Raw genomic sequence first — 14,712 nt, forward strand, 5'->3', positions numbered from 1 at the left:
GCGGTAGAGTTTCCGCCAGTCTAGGTTGAGTCCATGCCGATCGTGCCCGAAGACAAGGACTGGACCTGGGTCCTGGAACGCCGTTGCCCCGAGTGCGGATTCGACGGTCCCGCGACGCCCTACGAGGCGGTGCCGGGTCTGGTACGGGACGCCGCGAGCCGCTTCGCGGCGATGCTCGAACGGCCGAATGTCGCTGTGCGCCCGAACGATTCGACGTGGGCGCCGCTGGAATACGCCGCGCACGTGCGCGATGTGTGCCGCATCTTCGCGCATCGCCTCGACATCGCCCTCGGCGGCCCCGGCCCCGACCCGGGCATCGCGGGCTTCACCGGCACAGTCGGCTTCGCCGACGGCCTACCGGTATTCGAGAACTGGGACCAGGACCACACCGCCGAGGTCGGCCACTACCTCTCCCAGCCCCCGTCCACCGTCGCCCAGCAACTGACAACCGCCGCCGAAACCACCTCCGCCGCATTCGAATCCGTCCCCGAGGCCGACCGGGATCGAGCCGCCCGCCGCAGCAACGGCTCCCTGTTCACCGTCGACTCCATGGCCCGCTATTTCCTCCACGACCTGGTCCACCACCTACACGACGTCCGCGCCTGACCTCACGACACGCGCCCGACCTCACGACGTATGGGCCTGACCTCACCACGTACACCCCTCATCCAACGCCCACCTACCCCAGGTACGGCAGCCCAGCCGCACCCTTTATTCGCCGTCGCACCCCCTGCAAGGTGTGCGGATCCAGATAAAGGGTGCGGCTGAGTTGCTGTACCTGGGGGTTGTGCTCCCTGGGAGCGAAGCGCTTCCGGCGTGCGGTCCTGAGGGTGTGCGCCGACCTCAGGTGGGGCAGCCCAGCCGCACCCTTTGTTTGCCGTCGCACCCCCTGCAGGGTGTGCGGATCCGGATAAGGGGTGCGGCTGGGTTGCCGTACCTGGGGGTTGTGCCGCTTGGGGCGAAGCGCTTCCGGGGTGCGGGCCTGAGGGTGTGCACCGACCTCAGGTGGGGCAGCCCATCCGCACCCTTTATTCGCCGTCGCACCCCTTACAGAGTGTGCGGATTCGAATAAGGGGTGCGGCTGGGTTGCTGGGCTTGGGGGAGTCAGGGTTTGGTGCAGTGGATTGTGGTGTGGTGGAGGGTGCGGGCTCGGGGGTCGTCGAGGACGGCTGTGCCTAGGCGGGTGGGGATGTAGGCGAAGCCTAGGCCGGTGGTGGGGTCGGCGAAGGCTGTGGAGCCGCCGAAGCCGGTGGTGCCGTAGGCGTGGGGGGTGGAGCCGAAGGGGAAGGTGGGGGTGGGTTTGCGGAAGCCGAGGTGGTAGTGGCTGGGGGTGTGGAGGATGAGGTCTCGGGGCGGGACCCCACCGGGGGTGTCGGCGGTGGCGAGGTGGTCGAGGATCGCGTTGTCGATGGGGAGTTCGCCGGTTCGGGCGGCGGCCGCGGCGTAGACGCGGGCCAGGGCGCGGGCGGTGCCTACGCCGCCGGAGCCGGGGTGTTCGACGCCGAGGTAGTCGCGGCGGGCGGCGCGGGCGGGGGCGCCGAGGCGGGGGCTGTTCAAGGCGCGGTAGGTGGCGCCGCGCTTGGCGTAGAGCTGAAAAGCAATGCGCAGCGGGACTTCTCGTTCGTAGCGCAGCAGGTCCAGGCCGGTCGTGGCGGACAGTTCGGCGACGCGGTCCATGGGCACGTCGTCGGGCAGGCCGATGAAGAAGTCGACGCCGAGCGGGTCGGCGAAGCGTTCGGCGAAGATCCGGCCCAGGGTGCGGCCGTGCGGATCGATCCGGCGGATCAGCTCGCCCTGATACAGGCCCGCGGTGATCGGATGGTAGCCGTGCCGGGTTCCCGGGCGCCACAACGGTTTCTGATCCGCGAGGATCGCCGCGACGGCGTCGAGATCGGCCAGATCGCGCAGCCGGACGACGCGATCGAGTTCGGGCAACCCGGCCTGATGATCGATCAGTTGACGCACGGTGATCGATTCCTTGCCGTGCGCGGCGAATTCGGGCCAGTACCGCGCGACGGGCGCGTCGTAATCCAGCAGCCCGCGCGAGACGGCCTCGGCCAGGACGAACGCGGCCATCCCCTTCGTCGTGGAGAACACCGGCGCCATCGTGTCGCGCTCCCACGGCAGGGTGCGGGCCCGATCCCGGTGTCCCGCCCACAGATCCACCACGGGACGATCGCCGAGGTAGACCGCGACGGCCGCCCCGATCTCCCCGCGCCGGGCGAAGTTGCGCCGGAACGCGTCCGCGACGGGGCCGAATCCGGAATCCACATCGCCGTGGACGGCAGGCAGTGCGCTCATGACGGAGTCGATGCTAGTCGCCCGCGGCGAGGTCGTAGGCTTCGGTGCGTGCGAGCACTGGAGCAGATTCGGGAATGGCCGGTCCGGCATGCTGCGGCGGGTGTGGTGACCACGCGGGGGATCGCGGCGAGCGAGGGGGACGCCGATCGGGTCTTCGCCCTCGCCTCGGTCACGAAACCGCTTGTGGCGTACGGGGTTCTGGTCGCGGTCGAGGAGGGCGCGATCGAACTGGACCAGCCCGCCGGGCCGCCGGGATCGACCGTGCGGCATCTGCTCGCGCACACCTCGGGGCTGGCCTTCGACACCACGGTGATCATGGCCGAGCCGGGCGCCAAGCGCATCTACTCCAGCGCCGGATTCGAGGTGCTGGCCCGATTCGTGGCCGAGCAGACCGGGATTCCGTTCGAGGACTATCTGCGCGAGGGCGTGTTCGAGCCGCTCGCCATGAAATCCTCGGTGCTGCACGGGTCGGCGGGGCACGCCGCGCGCTCCTCGCTGAGCGATCTGCTGCGCTTCGCCGAGGAACTGCTCGCGCCCACGCTGGTGTCGGAGCAGACGCTCGCCGAGGCGACCTCGGTCCAGTTCCCGGGTGTCAACGGGGTACTGCCGGGCTACGGATCGCAGCGCCCCAACGATTGGGGGCTGGGCTTCGAGCTCCGCGATCACAAGACTCCGCATTGGACCGGGGCGTCGAATTCGCCGCGCACCTATGGTCATTTCGGGCAGACCGGCACGTTCCTGTGGGTCGATCCCGAGATCGGGGTGGCGTGCGTGGCGTTGAGCGACGAGAATTTCGGGGACTGGGCGCGGGCGCTCTGGCCGCCGCTCAGCGAGGGGATCATCGCCGAAATCTCGACGTCACACGACACGGGGGAAAAGTAACACCCGTAACTCGGGGCACTCCAGTAAACTCGGGCCACGCCAGCTCGACGGGCCGTTGGGGAAGACGTCCGACGTCGAGGCTGGAGGTGTACTGGTGCGCGGATCGAATCAGTTCGCGGACGGGACGGGTGGTGTCGTGTACATCCACTCGTCGCCCGCGGCGCTGTGCCCGCACATCGAATGGACGCTCTCCTCGACCCTGAAGGCCCCCGCCAAGCTGCGCTGGACCTCCCAGCCCGTCGCGCCGGGCCAATTGCGCGCGATCACCGACTGGTTCGGTCCCGTGGGCACCGGCGGCCGCCTCGCCACCGCCCTGCGCGCCTGGCCGGTCCTGCGCTTCGAGGTGACCGAGGACCCCAGCGACGGCGTCGACGGCGAACGCTACAGCTTCGTCCCCGGCCTCGGATTGTGGTGCGGCGCAACGAGCGCCAACGGCGACGTGATGGTGGGCGAGATGCGCCTGCGCGCGATCGTGCGCGCGGCCCGCGAACGGGGCCGCGCGACGGCCGCGGAGATCTCCGCCGACATCGATTACGCGCTGGGCACCGCGTGGGACGCCGACCTCGAGCCCTACCGTTGCGGCGGCGAGGGGGCCGAGGTCACCTGGTTGCGCCGGGACGTCGGCTGACCGCACCTACTCCAATTCCCTTGTGAGGCAAGAGATTTCGTTTCTCGGCCCCAGGGTGGGTCGGGGCGCAGGGCCTCAGAGCGGGATGTTCTTGGTGTGCGCGGCTTTCGCCGGGGCCGAGGCCAGGGCGGCGGCGATGATCGAGCGGGTCTTGGCCGGGTCGATGACCTCGTCGACCACGCCGATCGACAGGGCGCGGCTCACCCCGCCCGCGATCTGCTCGTGTTCGGTGGTGAGGCGGTCGAGCAGGGCCTCGCGGTCCTCCTCGGGGGCGGCGGCGAGGGCCTTCTTGTGCAGGATCTGGACGGCGGCCTTGGCGCCCATGACGGCGACCTCGGAGCCGGGCCAGGCGAAGACAGCGGTCGCGCCGAGGGAGCGGGCGTTCATGGCGATGTAGGCGCCGCCGTAGATCTTGCGGGTCACCAGGGTGACGCGCGGGACGCGGGCCTCGGCGAAGGCGTGCAGCAGCTTCGCGCCGCGGCGGACCACGCCCTCCCATTCCATGCCGACGCCGGGCAGGTAGCCGGGCACGTCGGTGATGACGACCAGCGGGATGCCGAAGGAATTGCACAACCGCACGAAACGCGCTGCCTTCTCGGCACTTTCGGAGTCCAGGCAGCCGCCCAGATGCAACGGGTTGTTGGCGAGCACGCCGACCGTGCGCCCGGCGAGGCGGCCGATGCCGGTCACCATCGAGCGGGCGTACCCGCCCTGCAACTCCTCGAAGGAGGATTCGTCGGTGCCGTCGGGGGAGGGGACGCTGTCCAGCAGCGCGTGCACGATGGGCTTGACATTGTAGGCGCGCCGCGCCGACTCCGGCAGCAGCGCGCGCAGGTCGATGTCGCCGTGTTCGGCGGCCACCGGATCGAATTCGCCCTGTTCGGCGAACATCGACACCAGCCGCCGCGCGCGATGCATCGCGTCGGCCTCGTCGTGGGCGGTGATGTGGCTGACGCCGGACTTCTTGCCGTGCGTGACCGGACCGCCGAGGGTGGCCATGTCGACGTTCTCGCCGGTGACCGAGCGGACCACGTCCGGTCCGGTGACGAAGATGCGGCCCTCGGGGGCCATGATGACGATGTCGGTGAGCGCCGGACCGTAGGCCGCGCCGCCCGCGGCGAATCCGACCACCACCGAGATCTGCGGGACCAGCCCGGACGCGCGGACCATGGCCTCGAAGACCAGGCCGACCGCGTGCAGCGACTCCACGCCCTCGGCGAGGCGGGCCCCGCCGGAATGCCAGATGCCGACCACCGGAACCCCGGAATCGATCGCGGTGTCGATGGCGTCGACGATGTGCTTGCAGCCGTCCACGCCCATCGCGCCGCCCATGACGGTGGCATCGGAGCAGTAGGCGACCGTGCGCACGCCGTCGACCTCGCCGATGGCGGCGAGCACGCCGGACTTGTCGCGGGGGTGCAGCGGCAACACCGTGCCGGGATCGAAGAAACGCTGCAACCGTCCCAGCGGATCGCGGGGATCGGCGACGGCGTCGGCGTGAGCCGGGGCCATGATGGTCATAGCGAGTCTCCTCGGCAGCGAATGTCGTTGTCCCGGCGGGTTGTTCGCCCGCCGGGACCGCTTCAGTTGTCCGATCGCTACCGGGGATCAGTAGCGGCCGAAGGCGAGCGCGACATTGTGCCCACCGAAACCGAACGAGTTGTTGATCGCGTAGTCGATGTCCTGGCGGCGGGCCTCGCCGCGCACGACGTCGAGATCGATCTCCGGATCCTGGTTCTCCAGGTTCAGCGTGGGCGGCACGATGCCGTCCCGGATGCTGAGCACGGTGAGCACCGACTCGAGGGCGCCGACCGCGCCGATCGAGTGGCCCAGGGCGGACTTCGGCGCGTAGACCGAGGCGTGCTGCACGCCCGCCTTGTGGATGGCGTTGGCCTCGGCCGTGTCACCGATCGGCGTCGCGGTCGCGTGCGCGTTGATGTGGCTGACATCGCTCGGCGACAGACCGGCGGTCTGCATCGCGCGCTGCATGGCCCGCGCCGCGCCGCTGCCCTCGGGATCGGGGGCGACGAGGTGGAAACCGTCGGAGGTGATGCCCGCACCCAGCAGCCGCGCGTGAATGGTCGCGCCGCGCGCCTTGGCGTGCTCCTCGGTCTCCACGACCAGCAGCGCACCGGCCTCGCCGAAGACGAAGCCGTCGCGGTCCTTGTCGAAGGGACGCGAGGCGCCCTTCGGGTCGTCGTTGCGGGTGCTCATCGCCCGCATCATGGAGAACGCCGCGATCGGCACCGAGTCGATGTATCCCTCGACACCGCCGGTGACGACCATGTCGGCGTCACCCATCACGATCATTCGCCAGGCGTTGGCGATGGCCTCGGAGCCGGACGAACACGCCGACACCGGAGTGACCACTCCCGCCCGGGCCTGCAACTCCAGGCCCACAACGGCGGACGGGCCGTTCGGCATGACCATCTGAACGGCCAGCGGCGAGATCTTGCGGTAGCCGCCGGTCTTCAGCTTGTCGACCGAATCGACGAGCGCGTCACCGCCGCCGAGGCCGGTGCCGATCGCGACGCCGAGACGTTCCGGATCGACCTCCGGGCTGCCGGCGTTCTTCCACACCTCGCGACCCAGCACGGTCGCCAGGCGCTCGACATAGGCCATGCGACGGATCTCGACCCGGCTCAGCAACGTGTCCGGGTTGACCTTGAGGTGACCGCCGATGCGAACCGGCAGTTCGTATTCCTCGATGAAGGAATCCTCGAGCGTGTCGATACCGCTCTCGCCGTTGAGGAGTCCCTTCCACGTCGCATCGACATCGCCCGCGATCGACGTGGTCGCCGCCAGGCTAGTTACGACGACGTTGGGGAAGTTCCCGTTCTTGGTGGAAGGAGTGGTCACGGTTCGGCCCTTACTCGCCTGCGCCGAACTTGGCCTTCAGCTCCGCGGCCGCCTCGGAGTTCTCGGCCTCGAGCTTCTGGATGTAGGCGACCGCGTCACCGACGGTCTTCAGGCTCGCGAGGTCCTCGTCCGGAATCTTCACTCCGTACTTGTCCTCGGTCTGCACCGCGATCTCGACCATCGACAGCGAATCGATGTCCAGGTCATCGACGAAGGACTTCTCCAGAGTCACCTCGGACGGCTCGATGCCCGTCACCTCCTCGATGATCTTCGCGAGTTCCTCGACGATCTGTTCCTGGGTCAGAGCGGCCACTTCGTGGCTCCCTTCTTGTTGCTCTCGGGGGTCTTTTCTTCTTTTCGGAGCGAGCCGGTCATTTGTTTCCGTCCGGCTCTGTCGTGGCCGCATCGTTGCGGGCCGCGACGAAAGCTATCCGGTTGCCGAGACAGTCGACAACTCCGCCAACGCGACGAGGTCGGCCGGGGCCTTCACCGCCAGATTCGGGGTGCCCTTCAGCTCCCGCTTGGCGATCCCGACCAGCGTTCCGGCCGGGGGCAGTTCGGCCACCGCGGACACCCGCGCCTCACGGACGGTTCGGGTGCACAGGTCCCACCGCACCGGGCGGGTGACCTGGGCGGCGAGCTTGTCGATGGCGTCGCGGCCCGAGGAGACCGGCTTGCCGTCGAAGTTCGACAGCAGGGTCCGGGTCGGCTCGCCCGGGGTGATCCGGGAGATGGCCTCGGTCACCGCGTCCTGGGCGGGTGCCATGAACGCGGTGTGGAACGCGCCCGCCACGGGCAGCGCGCGGACGCGCGCCTTCTCCGGCGGGTTGTCGGCCAGTTCGGCCAGCGCGTCCAGCCGCCCCGCCGCCACGATCTGCCCGGCCGCGTTGCGGTTGGCCGGAATCAGCTCGAGTTCGGCGAGCCGGGTGAGCACGGCGGCCTCGTCGCCCCCGAGCACGGCGGACATGCCGGTGGGTTCCAGCGCGCACGCCTTGGCCATCTCCGCACCGCGGATACCGGCCAGCCGGACGGCGTCGTCGGCGGAGATGACTCCGGCGACCGCCGCGGCGGCGAGCTCACCCACCGAATGTCCGGCGACGATGGTATCGGCCGGAACGGCCCGCGCCGGGATTTCCGCGAACGCCAACAGCGCCGCGGCGACGACGAGCGGTTGGGTGACCGCCGTGTCGGTGATCTCCTCTGCGGTGGCAGTGGTCCCGAGTCGAAGCAGATCCAGGCCACACGCCTGGGACCACTTGTCGAGACGGTCGCGCGCGCCGGGGAGATCGAGCCAAGGCGCGAGCATGCCTGGGGTCTGGGAGCCCTGTCCAGGGGCGAACAACGCGATCACGTCTACAAGAAAACACCCCGGGGGCCGATTCCACAGATGTCGACGCGGATGAAGCTTGTCGACCGCTTTTGTGTGGACCCCACAAAACGGCACGTGGGATGTCCCGATCGACCGATTCGGGTCCCGCGTTACAGTCGATCCTCGAAGAAGGTGTCACCGGCGTCTTCTGGGGCGGATGTAGGCGATTCGTTACGAGTTCGTGTCAATCGACCTACTGTGGCGGCGATCCGGAGCACGTACGCGTCCCGCGGATTCATCGGATCCCGGCCGGTGATGTCGGCGATTCGCTTCAACCGGTAGCGCACCGTATTTGGATGAACGTACAGCTGCCGCGCACAGGTCTCGACGGCTCCGCCACAGTCCAGGTAGGCGTCGAGAGTGTCCGACAGAGCCGACCCGGCGGCGGCCAACGGTAGCACAAGATACTCGTTGAGAGCGTCGACCGCAGCACGGTCGCCGAGCATCACCCGTTCGGGCAGCAGTTCCGAGGCGTGCACCGGGCGTGGCGCGCCCCGCCAGCCCACCACGGCCTCCATTCCGGCCATGGCCTCGACCGCGCTGACGTGCGCGGCGGCCAGGGTGCGGGTGGTCGGGCCGATCACGACGGGACCGTCGGAGAAGACCTCGTTCAGCAGTTCGGCGAGAAACGGTGAGGGATAACCGGTGTCGCCGAGATGCCCGCTGACCACCATCACCAGCCGCGAACCCTGCACCACGGCCAGCGCGGCGTTGCCGTGCCGGGCGGCGATGGTGTGCACCGAACCGACCGCGGCCACTTGGTCATTGACCGGGGTGCCGACGAGGACCGTCGCGGGCGCGGTGGCGTCCCAGTTCAAAGTGGCCGCGCGCGAGAGCATTTCGGGTCCGGTGTCGCCGCGCACCACGGCGTCGACGACCAGGGCCTCGAGCCGGGTGTCCCAGGCGCCGCGGGATTCGGCGGCGCTGGCGTAGACCGAGGCGGCGGCGAAACCGAGTTCGCGGCCGTAGCGCAGCACCGCCTCGGTGAGCGCGACGAGCTGGCGGTCGTTGCGGGCCAGGGCGGGCAGCCACTGTTCGAAGAACTCCATGGCCACCCGGACCATGTCGACGGTCTGGCGCAGGGTGAGCCGCCGGGCCAGATCCTGCGGGATCACCTGAAAGGCGTCCAGCGAGAAGCGGATATCGCTCTCCGGGTCCTGGAGCCACTCCAGGAAGTTCACCACCGCGGTCTGCACCAGCATCTGCACGCCCGCGCGCTGCGCGGCGTCGAGATCGCCGAAGAACGGCAGCCGGTCCTCCATCGAGGCGATCGCCTCGGTCGACAACCGGCCCGACAACTGCCGCACCCGCTTGAGCAGCGTGTCCGGCAACGGATCCCGGGTCTGCCGATTGGGCGACAGCGCCCCGGTCGGCAGATAGACCTCGTGTTCGGAGGAGCCCTCGGAGATCCGCCGAGGCCGCGGCGGTTTACGTTCCACCATGCAATATTCCCTTGCGGCCCCCGCGCCGCAGCAGACCCCCTTGATATGGGCGCGCCGCCCCGGCGAAAAGCGTGCCGGGGCCAGAGGAGGTCGATGCGCCGGGGCCAGGAGAGGTCGATGCGCCGGGGCCAGGAGAGATCGATGCGCCGGGCACGGGGGAAGTTGGCGCGCCGGGGCCAGAGAAGGTCGGCGTGCTGAGGCCAGGGGGGATGGGCGCCCTGGGCCCGAGGGGGGTGGGCGCGCCGGGCCCGGGTGCACTTGTCACGCCGGGCCCGGCCGAGGGTCGGGCGCCCAGGGGGGTCACGCCAGTTGTTCCTCGGTGCTGGTGGACTGCGGGGCCGCGTTCACGTCGTGGATGCGGTAGCGGTCGGCGGCCTCGGTGACCTTGGCGCGGTCGATCTTTCCGGCTCGGGCGAGGCCCGCCAAGGCGGCGACGACGATGGATTCGGCGTCGACGTTGAAGACGCGGCGGGCGGCGGGGCGGGTGTCGGAGAAGCCGAAACCGTCGGTGCCGAGGGTGATGTACTCGCCGGGGATCCACTTGCGGATCTGGTCGGGTACGGCGCGCATCCAGTCCGAGGCGGCCACGAACGGGCCCTGGGCGGTCGAAAGCGCTTGCGTCACATAGGGAGTGGCGGGCTCGGCGCCGGGATTGTGCAGGGCGTCGATCTCCTTGGCCAGGGCCTCTTTTCGCAGTTCGCTCCACGAGGTCACCGACCAGACATCGGCCCGCACACCCCAGTCGGCGGCCAGCAGCTCCTGCGCCCGCAGGCCGTCGGGCACGGTCACCCCGGCGACCAGGATCTGCGCGCGCACGTCGCCCTCGCCGCCGCGCTTGTAGAGATACAGCCCCTTGAGCAGACCCGCGATGTCGACGTCGTCGGGCTCGGCCGGTTGCGCGTAGGGCTCGTTGTACAGGGTGATGTAGTAGAAGACGTTCTCCCCGCCGAAGTTGTCGTTCGGCATGTGCGGATTCGTCCCCGGCAGCACCGTCGACTCCGGCGCGGGCTTGCCGCCGCCGTACATCCGGCGCAGCCCGTCGCGCACGATGTGGGCGATCTCGAACGCGAAGGCCGGATCATAGGCCACCACAGCGGGATTCGTGGAGGCCAGCAGCAGCGAATGACCGTCGTTGTGCTGCAACCCTTCTCCGGTCAGTGTGGTTCGCCCGGCGGTTGCTCCGAGCACGAAACCGCGCGCCAGCTGATCGGCCGCGGCCCACAGTCCGTCGCCGGTGCGCTGGAATCCGAACATCGAGTAGAAGATGTAGAGCGGGATCATCGGCTCGCCGTGGGTGGCGTAGGAGGTGCCCGCCGCGGTGAACGAGGCGGTCGATCCGGCCTCGTTGATGCCCTCGTGCAGGATCTGCCCGACCGTGCTCTCTTTGTAGGCAAGCATCAATTCCGCGTCGACCGACGTGTACAACTGGCCGTTGCGGTTGTAGATCTTCAACGAAGGGAACCACGAGTCCATGCCGAAGGTACGGGCCTCGTCCGGGATGATCGGCACGATCCGCTTGCCGATCTCCTTGTCGCGCAGCAACTCCTTCATCAACCGCACGAAGGCCATCGTGGTGGCCACGTTCTGCTTGCCCGACCCCCTGCGGATCGAGCGGTAGGGCTCGTCGCCGGGCAGTTGCAGAGGCTTTGCGACAGACCGGCGTTCGGGCAGGAACCCGCCCAGGGTGCGGCGGCGGTCCATCAGGTACTGGATGGCCGGGTCGTCCTTGCCGGGGTGATAGTACGGCGGCAGCTTGGGATCCGCCTCCAATTGCGCATCGGTGATCGGAATGCGCTGCACGTCGCGGAACGCCTTGAGGTCGTCCAGCGTCATCTTCTTCATCTGATGCGTGGCGTTGCGGGCCTCGAAGTGCTTGCCCAGGCCGTAACCCTTGATGGTCTTGGCGAGGATGACCGTCGGCTGACCCTTGTGCGCGAGCGCCGCCGCGTAGGCCGCGTAGATCTTGCGGTAGTCGTGGCCGCCGCGCTTGAGGTTCCAGATCTGTTGATCGGAGAGGTTTTTCACCAGTTCCTTGGTCCGCGGGTCGCGGCCGAAGAAGTGCTCGCGGACGTAGGCGCCGTCGTTGGCCTTGTAGGTCTGGTAGTCGCCGTCGGGGGTGGAGTTCATCAGGTTCACCAGCGCGCCGTCGCGGTCGCCGGACAGCAGCGCGTCCCACTCCCGGCCCCAGATCACCTTGATGACATTCCAACCCGCGCCGCGGAAGAACGACTCCAGCTCCTGGATGATCTTGCCGTTGCCGCGCACCGGACCGTCGAGGCGTTGCAGGTTGCAGTTGATGACGAAGGTCAGGTTGTCCAGGCCCTCCATCGCCGCGACGTGCGCGAGCCCGCGCGACTCCGGCTCGTCCATCTCGCCGTCGCCGAGGAACGCCCACACGTGCTGATCGGAGGTGTCGGTGATGCCGCGGTCGTGCAGGTAGTGGTTGAACCGGGCCTGGTAGATCGCGTTCATCGGGCCCAATCCCATGGAGACCGTGGGGAATTCCCAGAAGTCGGGCATCAGGCGCGGATGCGGGTACGACGACAGGCCGTGGCCCGGGCCGCCGTGGCTGTACTCCTGGCGGAAACCGTCGAGCTGATCCTCGCTGAGCCGGCCCTCGAGGTAGGCGCGCGCGTACACGCCCGGGGAGGCGTGGCCCTGGATGAAGATCTGGTCGCCGCCGCCGGAGTGGTCCTTACCGCGGAAGAAGTGGTTGAACCCCACCTCGTACAGCGCCGCCGACGACGCGTAGGTCGAGATGTGGCCGCCCACACCGATTCCCGGCCGCTGCGCGCGATGCACCATGACCGCGGCGTTCCAGCGGATCCAGGCGCGGTAGCGGCGCTCGACCTCCTCGTCGCCGGGGAACCACGGCTCGTTCTCGGTGGGAATGGTGTTGACGTAATCGGTGGAGGTCAGCGCGGGGATGGCGACATGGCGTTCCCCGGCGCGCTCGAGCAGGCGCAGCATCAGGTAGCGCGCGCGGCCGGGGCCCTCGCGATCGAGCATCTCGTCGAAGGATTCCAGCCACTCGCCGGTCTCCTCCGGATCGATGTCCGGTAGGTAGGACGCCACACCCTCACGGATCACCCGCACGCGCGCGCCGGTCGGCTTGGGAACCGACTGTGCTTCGGCCGCAGCGCCGTTGGGCGCGGAACTCGACGACATCGGGTGCATGAGGTCTGTCAAAATCAATGCTCCTCGTACATGGGGTGGACAAGCTGATGGCTCTAACCCCGGACAGCCACGCTGGTGGGCGGAGGCGGTCCGTCGAATACTGGCTGGGTCGCATCTCACATCCTTGTCGATGATGCGTCCCCGGTCATCATGTCAGCCGGAAATCCAGTACCGTTCGCTAGGCGGCGCGGTAGCCCGATCCGGATCGTTCCCGCGGGCGCCACCATCGGACATCGTCGAGGCATCGAGAAGCGGGGAGATGATGAAGCTGCTGAACCCACGCGGGTTCGGGTTGGTGTGCGCGACCGTCGCGGTCGGCATCGGACTGACGGTCGCGGGCTGTTCCAATGCCGTCCACGGTACTCCCACCGTGGACCAGGCCGACGCCGCCGCGTATCGCACCGAGATGGCCTCCTCCTCGGCGGCGGCCACGTCCTCACGCAAGGCGGCCGCGGAGGCGAAAGCCGTGAGCGACAACTGCACTCCCTTCCGCGACACCACCGGCGTCGCGGTCACCAAGTACAACGAGTTCGTCGACGCGCACGACAACAACGCGCCCGATCAGGACGCCAAGCGCGACGCGTCGGCGGAGACGCTGGAGAACGCGGCCAAGACGGTCGAGGGCCGGGTCAGCGGCGCGGGCGACGCGCTGCCGTCGGATCTGGCGCAGAAGTTCACCGACTACGTCGCCGCGGCCCGCGCGCTGGCCGCGGAGACCCGGAAGATGACCTACACCGCGCCGGTGGGGCCGCTCAACGACGCCAGCAAACGCGTCAACGACGCCCTGAACGCGGTGCGCAACGCCTGTCCGGCGCGCTGACTTCCGCCCGGGTCGGCGCGACATTTCGAGGGCCAATTGGCCGGATCGGCTTGCGTTGCGGCGGATAACCATGTTCGCTTGCAATGACCTGACTGTCGGGAGTTGAGGAGGACACCACCGTGGTCGCCGCGGCGGACGCGCAGAACTACGCCCAGAAACTTGGCCTCGAACACGATATGGCCGTCCAGGAGCTGGGCTGGGACGAGGACACCGACGACGACCTGCGGGCGAGTGTCGAGGAACTGATCGGTTCGGAACTGCTGGACGAGGACACCGACGAGGTGGTCGACGTCGTCCTGCTGTGGTGGCGGGACGGGGACGGTGATCTCGTCGACGAGTTGATGGACGCCATCGGCCCGCTCGCCGAGGACGGCGTCGTCTGGGTGCTCACGCCCAAGACCGGTCAGCCCGGCCATGTGGATCCGAGCGAGATCGCCGAATCGGCGACCCCCGCCGGCCTCACGTCGACGACCCCCGTCAGCCTCGGCACCTGGACCGGTACCAAGCTGACCCAGCCCAAGACACCCTCGAAGCAGCGCTGACCCGCGCTCCTCGATCATTGTCTCCGCCGGGGGCGTCGCGCGCGATGCCGCCGGCGGACGTCGCCACGCCGACCGGAGGGAGAATGCGCGCATGCCGCTCGAAGTGGGCTCGCCCGCGCCCGATTTCACGCTGAAGGACCAGAACAACCAGGACGTCACCCTGTCCGCCTACCGCGGCCACAAGAACGTCCTGCTCGTGTTCTACCCCTTGGCGTTCACCGGCATCTGCCAAGGCGAGCTGTGCAAGGTCCGCGACGAACTGCCCAAGTTCCAGAACGACAACGCCGAGATCCTCGCCATCTCCGTCGGCCCCCCGCCCACCCACAAGATCTGGGCGGCCGAACAGGGCTACACCTTCCCCCTGCTCTCCGACTTCTGGCCGCACGGCGCGGTCGCCCAGACCTACGGCGTCTTCAACGACAAGACGGGCTTCCCCAACCGCGGCACCTTCGTCGTCGACAAGGACGGCATCATCCGCTTCGCCGAGATGAACGGCCCCGGCGAGCCCCGTGACCAGGCGGCTTGGGAGAAAGCGTTGACTGCGTTAGATTCGTAGTTCCCCCGCGTTGTTGGGCGCGGGTTCTCTCGTCTGCTGTGGTGCGGGCGGGTTGCGGGCGTATAGCTCAGTGGTAGAGCACTGGTTTTACACACCAGCGGTCGGGGGTTCGAAACCCTCTGCGCCCACTACGGTA

General features: G+C 68.7%; 13 protein-coding genes and 1 tRNA gene. 7 read left to right on the forward strand and 7 right to left on the reverse strand.

Going from position 1 to position 14,712, the window contains the following annotated elements; translation table 11 throughout:
* Positions 1-33 precede the first annotated feature (33 nt).
* Positions 34-606: a DinB family protein gene (locus ACWDSJ_RS31210; RefSeq protein WP_450036160.1), complete on the forward strand. Its 573-nt coding sequence runs from the start codon at positions 34-36 to the stop codon at positions 604-606.
* Positions 607-1,104: 498 nt separating this feature from the next.
* Here ACWDSJ_RS31210 and ACWDSJ_RS31215 read toward each other — a convergent pair whose 3' ends face one another.
* Entirely contained in the window at positions 1,105-2,301 is a 1,197-nt protein-coding gene (locus ACWDSJ_RS31215) for a serine hydrolase domain-containing protein (RefSeq protein WP_450036162.1), read from the reverse strand.
* A gap of 48 nt (positions 2,302-2,349) precedes the next feature.
* Between ACWDSJ_RS31215 and ACWDSJ_RS31220 the strand changes: the two genes are divergently transcribed.
* Both ACWDSJ_RS31220 and ACWDSJ_RS31225 read left to right on the forward strand, forming a co-directional pair.
* Positions 2,350-3,183 (forward strand): serine hydrolase domain-containing protein, encoded by an 834-nt coding sequence (locus ACWDSJ_RS31220; protein ID WP_450036164.1) that lies wholly within the window; start codon positions 2,350-2,352, stop codon positions 3,181-3,183.
* Positions 3,184-3,277: 94 nt separating this feature from the next.
* Complete coding sequence (locus ACWDSJ_RS31225) at positions 3,278-3,811, forward strand: DUF3145 domain-containing protein (RefSeq protein WP_387370971.1); 534 nt, start codon at positions 3,278-3,280, stop codon at positions 3,809-3,811.
* Between the two features lie 75 nt (positions 3,812-3,886).
* Here ACWDSJ_RS31225 and ACWDSJ_RS31230 read toward each other — a convergent pair whose 3' ends face one another.
* From ACWDSJ_RS31230 to aceE, 6 genes are all read right to left on the reverse strand, one after another.
* On the reverse strand, positions 3,887-5,332 hold the full coding sequence (locus tag ACWDSJ_RS31230; RefSeq protein WP_387370973.1) for an acyl-CoA carboxylase subunit beta: 1,446 nt from the start codon (positions 5,330-5,332) through the stop codon (positions 3,887-3,889).
* A gap of 87 nt (positions 5,333-5,419) precedes the next feature.
* Positions 5,420-6,670, reverse strand: coding sequence for a KasA/KasB family beta-ketoacyl-ACP synthase (locus ACWDSJ_RS31235; protein ID WP_387370975.1), 1,251 nt, complete (start codon positions 6,668-6,670; stop codon positions 5,420-5,422).
* Positions 6,671-6,680: 10 nt separating this feature from the next.
* The gene (acpM, locus tag ACWDSJ_RS31240) at positions 6,681-6,983 is read right to left on the reverse strand and encodes a meromycolate extension acyl carrier protein AcpM (RefSeq protein WP_062505319.1); all 303 of its coding nucleotides are present in this window, start codon (positions 6,981-6,983) and stop codon (positions 6,681-6,683) included.
* A 114-nt stretch (positions 6,984-7,097) separates the two neighbouring features.
* Positions 7,098-8,021, reverse strand: coding sequence for an ACP S-malonyltransferase (locus tag ACWDSJ_RS31245; protein WP_450036167.1), 924 nt, complete (start codon positions 8,019-8,021; stop codon positions 7,098-7,100).
* A 128-nt stretch (positions 8,022-8,149) separates the two neighbouring features.
* Positions 8,150-9,481 (reverse strand): PucR family transcriptional regulator, encoded by a 1,332-nt coding sequence (locus ACWDSJ_RS31250; protein ID WP_387370979.1) that lies wholly within the window; start codon positions 9,479-9,481, stop codon positions 8,150-8,152.
* A gap of 300 nt (positions 9,482-9,781) precedes the next feature.
* Positions 9,782-12,658 (reverse strand): pyruvate dehydrogenase (acetyl-transferring), homodimeric type, encoded by a 2,877-nt coding sequence (aceE, locus tag ACWDSJ_RS31255; RefSeq protein WP_387371016.1) that lies wholly within the window; start codon positions 12,656-12,658, stop codon positions 9,782-9,784.
* Between the two features lie 259 nt (positions 12,659-12,917).
* Here aceE and ACWDSJ_RS31260 point away from each other — a divergent pair, with 259 nt between their 5' ends.
* The 4 genes from ACWDSJ_RS31260 (at position 12,918) to ACWDSJ_RS31275 (ending at position 14,704) form a co-directional block, all read left to right on the forward strand.
* On the forward strand, positions 12,918-13,478 hold the full coding sequence (locus tag ACWDSJ_RS31260) for a hypothetical protein (RefSeq protein WP_387370981.1): 561 nt from the start codon (positions 12,918-12,920) through the stop codon (positions 13,476-13,478).
* 119 nt (positions 13,479-13,597) lie between these two features.
* Positions 13,598-14,020, forward strand: coding sequence for a DUF3052 domain-containing protein (locus ACWDSJ_RS31265; protein WP_387370983.1), 423 nt, complete (start codon positions 13,598-13,600; stop codon positions 14,018-14,020).
* Between the two features lie 91 nt (positions 14,021-14,111).
* Positions 14,112-14,576, forward strand: a complete 465-nt coding sequence (locus tag ACWDSJ_RS31270) for a peroxiredoxin (RefSeq protein ID WP_387370985.1) — start codon at positions 14,112-14,114, stop codon at positions 14,574-14,576.
* 56 nt (positions 14,577-14,632) lie between these two features.
* Positions 14,633-14,704: transfer RNA gene (locus ACWDSJ_RS31275), tRNA-Val, on the forward strand.
* Positions 14,705-14,712: the final 8 nt, after the last annotated feature.

The sequence above is a fragment of the Nocardia sp. NPDC003482 genome (assembly GCF_053588115.1).

What these genes read in the sequence shown, in the direction of transcription:
- ACWDSJ_RS31210 (WP_450036160.1), top strand. Translation starts at nt 34, where the DNA reads ATGCCGATCGTGCCCGAAGACAAGGACTGGACCTGGGTCCTGGAACGC.
- ACWDSJ_RS31215 (WP_450036162.1), bottom strand. Translation starts at nt 2,301, where the DNA reads ATGAGCGCACTGCCTGCCGTCCACGGCGATGTGGATTCCGGATTCGGC.
- ACWDSJ_RS31230 (WP_387370973.1), bottom strand. Translation starts at nt 5,332, where the DNA reads ATGACCATCATGGCCCCGGCTCACGCCGACGCCGTCGCCGATCCCCGC.
- ACWDSJ_RS31250 (WP_387370979.1), bottom strand. Translation starts at nt 9,481, where the DNA reads ATGGTGGAACGTAAACCGCCGCGGCCTCGGCGGATCTCCGAGGGCTCC.
- aceE (WP_387371016.1), bottom strand. Translation starts at nt 12,658, where the DNA reads ATGCACCCGATGTCGTCGAGTTCCGCGCCCAACGGCGCTGCGGCCGAA.
- ACWDSJ_RS31260 (WP_387370981.1), top strand. Translation starts at nt 12,918, where the DNA reads ATGATGAAGCTGCTGAACCCACGCGGGTTCGGGTTGGTGTGCGCGACC.
- ACWDSJ_RS31270 (WP_387370985.1), top strand. Translation starts at nt 14,112, where the DNA reads ATGCCGCTCGAAGTGGGCTCGCCCGCGCCCGATTTCACGCTGAAGGAC.